The following is a 6,577-nucleotide window of genomic DNA, read 5'->3' as shown; positions in this document are numbered from 1 at the left end:
CGGCTTCATCATCGCCGGTGGGTCCGGCCGCAATGCGCGCGGAATCGGCATTGGCGAAGGTATTCGCTGCAATCTGGCGGAAGCGGAGAAGATTGAGTTGCGCCAGCGACGGGGCAGCGGGCGTCAGGAGCGGCAGTTCGGCCGATGCGGTGGGCGCCTGTGGGGTCTCGGCCGCGGACGTCATCGACGCGGGGACCAGCACGGCGGCGGACATCAGCGCGAGGCTGGCGGCCGCAAACACCTGGGATCGACGAACAGAGACCACTCAACACTCCGGCACATGCGCGAAAGCTGCCCCGGACCCGAAAGCACATACGGGGGTCCGGCTGACATTCACGTCTTGTCGTTCAGAAACCGGCCCGCGCCCCACACGCATCGGCCGGTACGACCATGCACAGCCCATCGTTTCCCAAGTCCTGCAAGTCAAAGCGGGAACGATGAGTCGTTCGGAGGATCAGCCGATCGGATTTAAGATTTTAGTAAGGTGGAACCTTTGCAGGGATGATGTCTTGGCGGTAAATAACCGCCTGAACAGCGATTTTCCGGCGATCGGAAGATGTTGCGTTGTTCATGGCGCGGACGGGGGGATTTCGGTTGGACGCGAGTGACGGAACAGGACCGCGGCCCGACTCGATAGCCGATTCGCGACTCGATTCGGCGCACGCTTCACCGCCGCAGCCGCTGCCGACCGGGCCGATCGCGGTCGACAGTACCGCGACGTCGGGGGCCGACGCCGCGGTGGACGCCGTGACCGAAGCGTTCCGCCGGGACCGGTTGCTGGCGGCGCTGACCCTGATCGCCGGTGCCGGGTTCGTGCTAGCGGTGCCGTTCGCCTTGATGGCGGGGGCGGAGTTCTTCCTGCCGATCACGGCGGCGCTGGTGATCGCGATCGCGCTGGTCCCCAGCCTGGAATGGATGGAGCGGCGCGGGATGCCGTCCGGGATGGCGGCGCTGATCTGCGTCCTGATGTTCCTGGGCATCGCCAATGTCGCGATCGCCGCGATCGTGGTGCCGGCGACCGGCTGGTTTTCGATCCTGCCCGACCGGATCGGGCAGATTCGCCACAATCTGCGTCCGGTGATCGACCTGTATGCCAGCCTGGACAAGATCATCGCGCAGACGATGAAGCTGGTCCAGCGCACACCCGCCGGCGGATCGCCGCGCACGGTGCTGGCGCAATCGCCCAATTCGCTGCTCGACCTGATCACCACGTCGGCGCCCCACGCGCTGATCCAGATGTTCTTCGCGATCCTGGTGATCTTCTTCTTCCTGTCGGGCTGGACCTCGCTGCGGCGGCGGGCGATCAGCAACCGTGGCAGTTTTTCCAGCGCGATGGCGACCGCGCGCGTGATCCAGGACATGGTGAATGCGACATCGGCCTATCTGGGTACGATCACGCTGATCAACGTCGTGCTGGGCGCGGCGGTGGCGGCCGGGTTGTCGCTGATCAGCATGCCGACGCCGCTGATGTGGGGCGGGCTGGTCGCGCTGCTGAACTATATCCCCTATCTGGGGCCGATCATGGCGGCGCTGTTGCTGGCGGTGGGCGGGCTGATGACGTTTTCGGATGCCTGGTATGCGCTGCTGCCGGCGGCGATCTTCATCGGCATGCATCTGGTGGAGGCGAACGCGATCACGCCGATGCTGGTCGGGCGCAAGCTGACGATCAACCCACTGCTGATCCTGGTCGCGCTCAGCTTCTGGGGATGGGTGTGGGGCACGGTGGGCGCGCTGCTGGCGGTGCCGTTGCTGATCATCCTGAAAACCGTGCTGGATGCGGCGGGCAAGCCCGACATCGCCGGTTTCCTGTTCGAGGAAGGGACGTTGACGGGCACCGCACCAGAGGATCACGGCCTGTCGCGTTAAGGTCCGGGCCGGTGCGAATAGCGGTTGACGCATCTGCCGACCGCCGGTAGTTGCCCCTCCACGCTTCCAAGCGGGTGTAGCTCAGTTGGTTAGAGTGCCGGCCTGTCACGCCGGAGGTCGCGGGTTCGAGCCCCGTCACTCGCGCCATTTCCTAGATGGAGATGGCGCAAATCCCTTGGATCAGTGCAAGCGCCCAGCTCAGCAGGACATGCTTTCGATCGCTCGCCGCTCAGCGCCAATGGTTGGTCTGCATCCAGCGGAGGATCGGTTTGACCGGTGTCAGCCAGATCCAGGCGAGACCGGCGGTCAGATAATAGACGAGCTGCAGCGACCAGTGGAGCGTCGCCACCGTGGCGGAGAAGCTGGCGAACAGCATGACCCACAGCAGCACGAGCGCGAGGATCAGGAGCGCGCCGACGGGCTTGCGCCAGCTGGGTTCGGTCATGCGGTGATCCAGCCCAGTTCGGTGGCGACGCCGTGGAGCGGGATGTCCCACGGATCGATCGGTAGCGCATCCACGGCCTGCACGCTCCAGGCAAGGCCGATGCGGCGCGCGGCGGGGCGTTCGGCGAAGGCGCGGTCATAGAAGCCGGCGCCCTGGCCGAGTCGGTTGAGCGCGGCATCGAAGCCGAGCAGCGGCGTCAGGATCAGATCAGGATCGACGATGTCGGCATCGACGCGCGGCTGGAGCAGGCCGAGCGGGCCGGGGACGAGATCGTCGCCAGGCAGCCAGCGATGAAAGACCATCGGCCGGTCGCGCCCCGTGATTCGCGGCAATGCGACGTCACAGCCCCTGTCGATTGCGCGGAACAGCAGCGGAAGCGGATCGACCTCTTCCCCGTCCGAGACGTAGCCGGACACGATGGTGGCGCCCGCGAGATGCGGCACGGCATGTTCGGTCAGCTGCAGGGTTGCCACCAGCCGCTGCGCCGCGACGCCTTCGTCGGCGACGAACCGCGCACGGGCGGCGCGGAGGGTGGATCGCAATGCGGGCTTGTCCATGCGCCGTCGATGATCCTTGCACGGGGGGCCAGGGGTGGCGGGACCGCCATGGCCGTTTGCCGGAATATCCTCTGACGCCGGTAACGTCAGGTGGGGACCATGTGCGTCGGACCAGGATCCGGGCAGGGACAGCCCCCGATGGATGATGAATAGCCTCAGGGATTTTCCTTCGGCTCGTACCGGGCAGTACCCGCCACCGACCTATCTAGGAGGTCCGGGCGTCCGCCTCAAGGCCCGCGGCCAGCACCTCGATCCGGGAAGAGAGCGCGGCGACCGCCTGCGCCAGCAACGGATCGGGCAGGCTTTCGCGATCGGCGGACGGCGTGGCGACGGGCTGCGGCGGCGGTGCCGCAGCCGCAGCCGCCCGCAGGCCGGCATTTTCATCCGCGAGCAGCAGTCCCGCAAACAGCAGCATGCGCGTTTCGGTCAGCCCGCCGACCGCGCGCGCGGCTTCGGTCGCCTTGGCATCCAACAATCCCGCGAGGCGCAGGAAATGGTCTTCCTCCCCATCCCGGCAGGCCATTTCGTGCGCATAGCCGCCGATGGTGAGCGTGATCTTCGCCATCAGCGCGCGTCCGGGCCGAGCAGCCGGTCAAGCCGTTCCAGTGCTGCCTCCGTACCGGCGCGCAGGGCGGCATGACGCCGCACGAGATCGGTATCGACCGCTGCCGCGGGCGGCGTGACGGGCATGCGGCGCCGGGCGGCGAAGGCGGTTTCGGCCCGCGTCACCGCGGCGTCGAGCCGGAGGATCGCGTCTTCGAGGGTGTGATCGTCCATGGCCGGGAGATAGCAGCCACCCGCCCCGCCGCAAGGGTCGTTCGGATGGGGCGGATTGCGGACGCGACCGGCACGGCGGGCGCCGTGCCATGGCTGACAAGGTTGTCCGGTCCTGATCCGGGTCACGATCCCGGGCGCGCATGGTTGACGATGGGCATCGTCGCCGCCAAAGCATCGCCCGCACGGATCCGGCCAGTTTCGACCCGGAACGACCGGACAGAAAGTTCAGATCGCCCGATGACGACCAGCCCACCGCTTGCCAATGCCATTCGCGCGCTGACCATGGACGCCGTGCAGGCGGCCAATTCCGGACATCCGGGCATGCCGATGGGCATGGCCGATGTCGCGACCGTGCTGTTCCGCGATCATCTGAAATTCGATCCGGTCGACCCCGCCTGGGCCGATCGCGACCGCTTCGTCCTGTCGGCGGGCCACGGATCGATGCTGATCTATGCGCTGTTGCACCTGACGGGCTATGCGCGGCCGACGCTGGAGGATATCCGCCGGTTCCGGCAGTTGGGCAGCCCGACCGCGGGGCACCCGGAAAATTTCGAGCTGGCCGGAGTCGAATGCACCACCGGACCGCTGGGCCAGGGACTGGCGATGGCGGTCGGCATGGCGGTGGCGGAGCGCCACCTGAACGCGACGTTCGGTGACGATCTGGTCGACCACCGGACCTGGGTGATCGCGGGCGACGGGTGCCTGATGGAAGGCATCAATCATGAAGCGATCGGGCTGGCCGGGCATCTGAAGCTCGGGCGGCTCAATGTCCTGTGGGACGACAACCGGATCACGATCGACGGCGCGGTGTCGCTGTCGTCCAGCGAGGATGTGCTGGCGCGCTATGCCGCGACGGGGTGGCACACGGTCGCCTGCTACGGACATGACGCCGATGATATCGCGCGCGCGCTGGCCGAAGCGGCGGCGGATCCGCGGCCGTCGATCGTGGCATGCCGGACGATCATCGGATTCGGCGCGCCCAACAAGCAGGGGACGTCGGCGACGCACGGGTCCGCGCTGGGCGTGGACGAAGTCGCGGCGGCGCGGCAGACGCTCGCCTGGATGGACGAGGCGTTCGTATTGCCGGCCAATATCGTCGAGGGGTGGCGTGCGATCGGGGCCAGGGGCGCGCCGGCGCGGGCGGCCTGGTCCGATCGGCTGGCGCAGCATCCCGACCGCGCGACATTCGCGCGGCGGATGGCCGGCCATTTGCCCGATACCGACTGGCTGTCGCCCTATCTGGCCGGGCTGGTGGAAAAGCCGCAGGCGATCGCGACCCGCAAGGCATCGGAAAATGTGCTGGGTGCGATCAATGCGGCGGTACCCGAAATGCTGGGCGGATCGGCCGACCTGACCGGATCGAACAACACGAGGACCAAGGATCAGGCGCCGCTGACCGCCGACAATTATGGCGGGCGCTATGTCTATTACGGCATCCGCGAATTCGGCATGGCGGCGGCGATGAACGGCATGGCGCTGCACGGCGGCGTCATCCCCTATGGTGGGACCTTCCTGGTGTTTGCCGATTATGCGCGTCCCGCCATCCGGCTGTCGGCGTTGCAGCAGGCGCGGGTCGTCTATGTCATGACGCACGACTCGATCGGGCTGGGCGAGGATGGCCCGACGCACCAGCCGGTCGAGCATCTGATGGCGTTGCGCGTGATCCCGAACCTGGACGTGTACCGCCCGGCCGACACGATCGAGACGGCGGAATGCTGGGCACTGGCGCTGGAGAAGGCGGATGGGCCGTCGCTGCTGGCGCTGAGCCGACAGAACCTGCCGCAGCTGGAGCGGCCGGTGGACGAGAACAGGAGCGCGCGCGGCGCGTATCGCCTGCGCGCCGCCAAGGCCGATCGCCGTGTGATCCTGATCGCGAGCGGATCCGAAGTCGAGATCGCGCTGGGCGTGGCGGACCGGCTGGAGGCGCAAGGCGTCGGCGCCGACGTGGTGTCGATGCCGTGCTGGTCACGGTTCGACCGCCAGCCGCGCAGCTACCGCGACGACATACTGCCGCATGCCCGCCCCGACGCGATCCTGCGCGTGTCGATCGAAGCCGGGACCACGATGGGGTGGGAGCGGTATACGATGGTCGATGGCCTGCGGTTCGGCGTCGACGGGTGGGGGGCATCCGCGCCCGCACCCGACCTATATGAGCATTTCGGGCTAACCCCGGATCAGATCGCGCCACAGGTGCTTGCCGCCTTGACGCCAACCACGGAGCAGAACGCATGACGAAGGTTGCCATCAACGGATTCGGCCGTATCGGCCGGCTGGTCGCGCGCGCCATCCTGTCGCGTCCCGATTGCGGGCTGGAACTGGTCGCGATCAACGACCTGGGCGATGCCAAGGCGAACGCGCTGCTGTTCAAGCGCGACAGCGTACACGGCAGTTGGAAGGGCGATGTCAGCGCGGACGGCGACCATCTGGTGGTCGACGGGCACCGCATCCTGGTAACCGCGGAGCGTGATCCGGCCAAGCTGCCGCATGGCGAACTGGGGATCGACATCGCGCTGGAATGCACCGGGTTCTTCACCGACAAGGATTCGGCGGGCAAGCATCTGACCGCCGGGGCCAAGCGCGTGCTGATCTCCGCGCCGGCCAAGGGCGTCGACCTGACCGTCGTGTACGGCGTGAACCATGACAAGATCACGGGCGATCACAAGATCATCTCCAACGCGTCGTGCACCACCAACTGCCTGGCGCCGATCGCCAAGGTGCTGAACGACGCGATCGGCATCGAACGCGGGCTGATGACCACGATCCACAGCTATACCAACGATCAGAAGATCCTGGACCAGATCCACCCGGACCTGCGCCGCGCGCGGGCGGCGGCGATGTCGATGATCCCGACCACCACCGGCGCGGCACGCGCGGTGGGCGAGGTTCTGCCTGAGCTGAAGGGCAAGCTGGACGGGTCGGCGGTGCGCGTCCC

The 6,577-nt window shown here is 67.3% G+C and carries 8 protein-coding genes and 1 tRNA gene; 4 read left to right on the top strand and 5 right to left on the bottom strand.

The genetic code is table 11. The annotated features are described in order from the left end of the window. Positions 1 to 214, bottom strand: a 214-nt coding sequence (locus VF649_RS07850) for a hypothetical protein (protein WP_331011406.1), incomplete at its 3' end; no start/stop codon positions are given. A gap of 524 nt (positions 215 to 738) precedes the next feature. Between VF649_RS07850 and VF649_RS07845 the strand changes: the two genes are divergently transcribed. Together VF649_RS07845 and VF649_RS07840 are read left to right on the top strand one after the other, a co-directional pair. Further along, a complete protein-coding gene (locus VF649_RS07845; protein WP_331011405.1) occupies positions 739 to 1,866 on the top strand; it encodes an AI-2E family transporter in 1,128 nt (375 codons plus the stop codon). 70 nt (positions 1,867 to 1,936) lie between these two features. Further along, positions 1,937 to 2,013: transfer RNA gene (locus tag VF649_RS07840), tRNA-Asp, on the top strand. 82 nt (positions 2,014 to 2,095) lie between these two features. Here the strand turns inward: VF649_RS07840 and VF649_RS07835 are convergent. The 4 genes from VF649_RS07835 to VF649_RS07820 form a co-directional block, all read right to left on the bottom strand. Beyond that, positions 2,096 to 2,311, bottom strand: coding sequence for a DUF2842 domain-containing protein (locus VF649_RS07835; protein WP_331011404.1), 216 nt, complete (start codon positions 2,309 to 2,311; stop codon positions 2,096 to 2,098). Further along, positions 2,308 to 2,868 carry a 5-formyltetrahydrofolate cyclo-ligase gene (locus tag VF649_RS07830; RefSeq protein WP_331011403.1) on the bottom strand — a complete coding sequence of 187 codons (561 nt, stop codon included), beginning with the start codon at positions 2,866 to 2,868 and terminating at the stop codon, positions 2,308 to 2,310. Before VF649_RS07830 ends, VF649_RS07835 begins: the two co-directional genes overlap by 4 nt. A gap of 205 nt (positions 2,869 to 3,073) precedes the next feature. Beyond that, positions 3,074 to 3,433, bottom strand: coding sequence for a cell division protein ZapA (locus VF649_RS07825; protein WP_331011402.1), 360 nt, complete (start codon positions 3,431 to 3,433; stop codon positions 3,074 to 3,076). Beyond that, positions 3,433 to 3,645, bottom strand: a complete 213-nt coding sequence (locus VF649_RS07820; RefSeq protein ID WP_331011401.1) for a hypothetical protein — start codon at positions 3,643 to 3,645, stop codon at positions 3,433 to 3,435. Before VF649_RS07820 ends, VF649_RS07825 begins: the two co-directional genes overlap by 1 nt. A gap of 237 nt (positions 3,646 to 3,882) precedes the next feature. Between VF649_RS07820 and tkt the strand changes: the two genes are divergently transcribed. Next, positions 3,883 to 5,877, top strand: a complete 1,995-nt coding sequence (gene tkt / locus VF649_RS07815) for a transketolase (RefSeq protein WP_331011400.1) — start codon at positions 3,883 to 3,885, stop codon at positions 5,875 to 5,877. Continuing rightward, positions 5,874 to 6,577, top strand: a 704-nt coding sequence (locus VF649_RS07810) for a type I glyceraldehyde-3-phosphate dehydrogenase (protein ID WP_331011399.1), incomplete at its 3' end; no start/stop codon positions are given. The genes tkt and VF649_RS07810, both read left to right, overlap by 4 nt.

The organism is Sphingomonas sp., from assembly GCF_036387535.1.
In the GTDB taxonomy this organism is placed as follows: domain Bacteria; phylum Pseudomonadota; class Alphaproteobacteria; order Sphingomonadales; family Sphingomonadaceae; genus Sphingomonas_R.
Note: the sequence above shows the minus strand (reverse complement) of the source record. Positions and strands in the feature narration are given on the sequence as shown.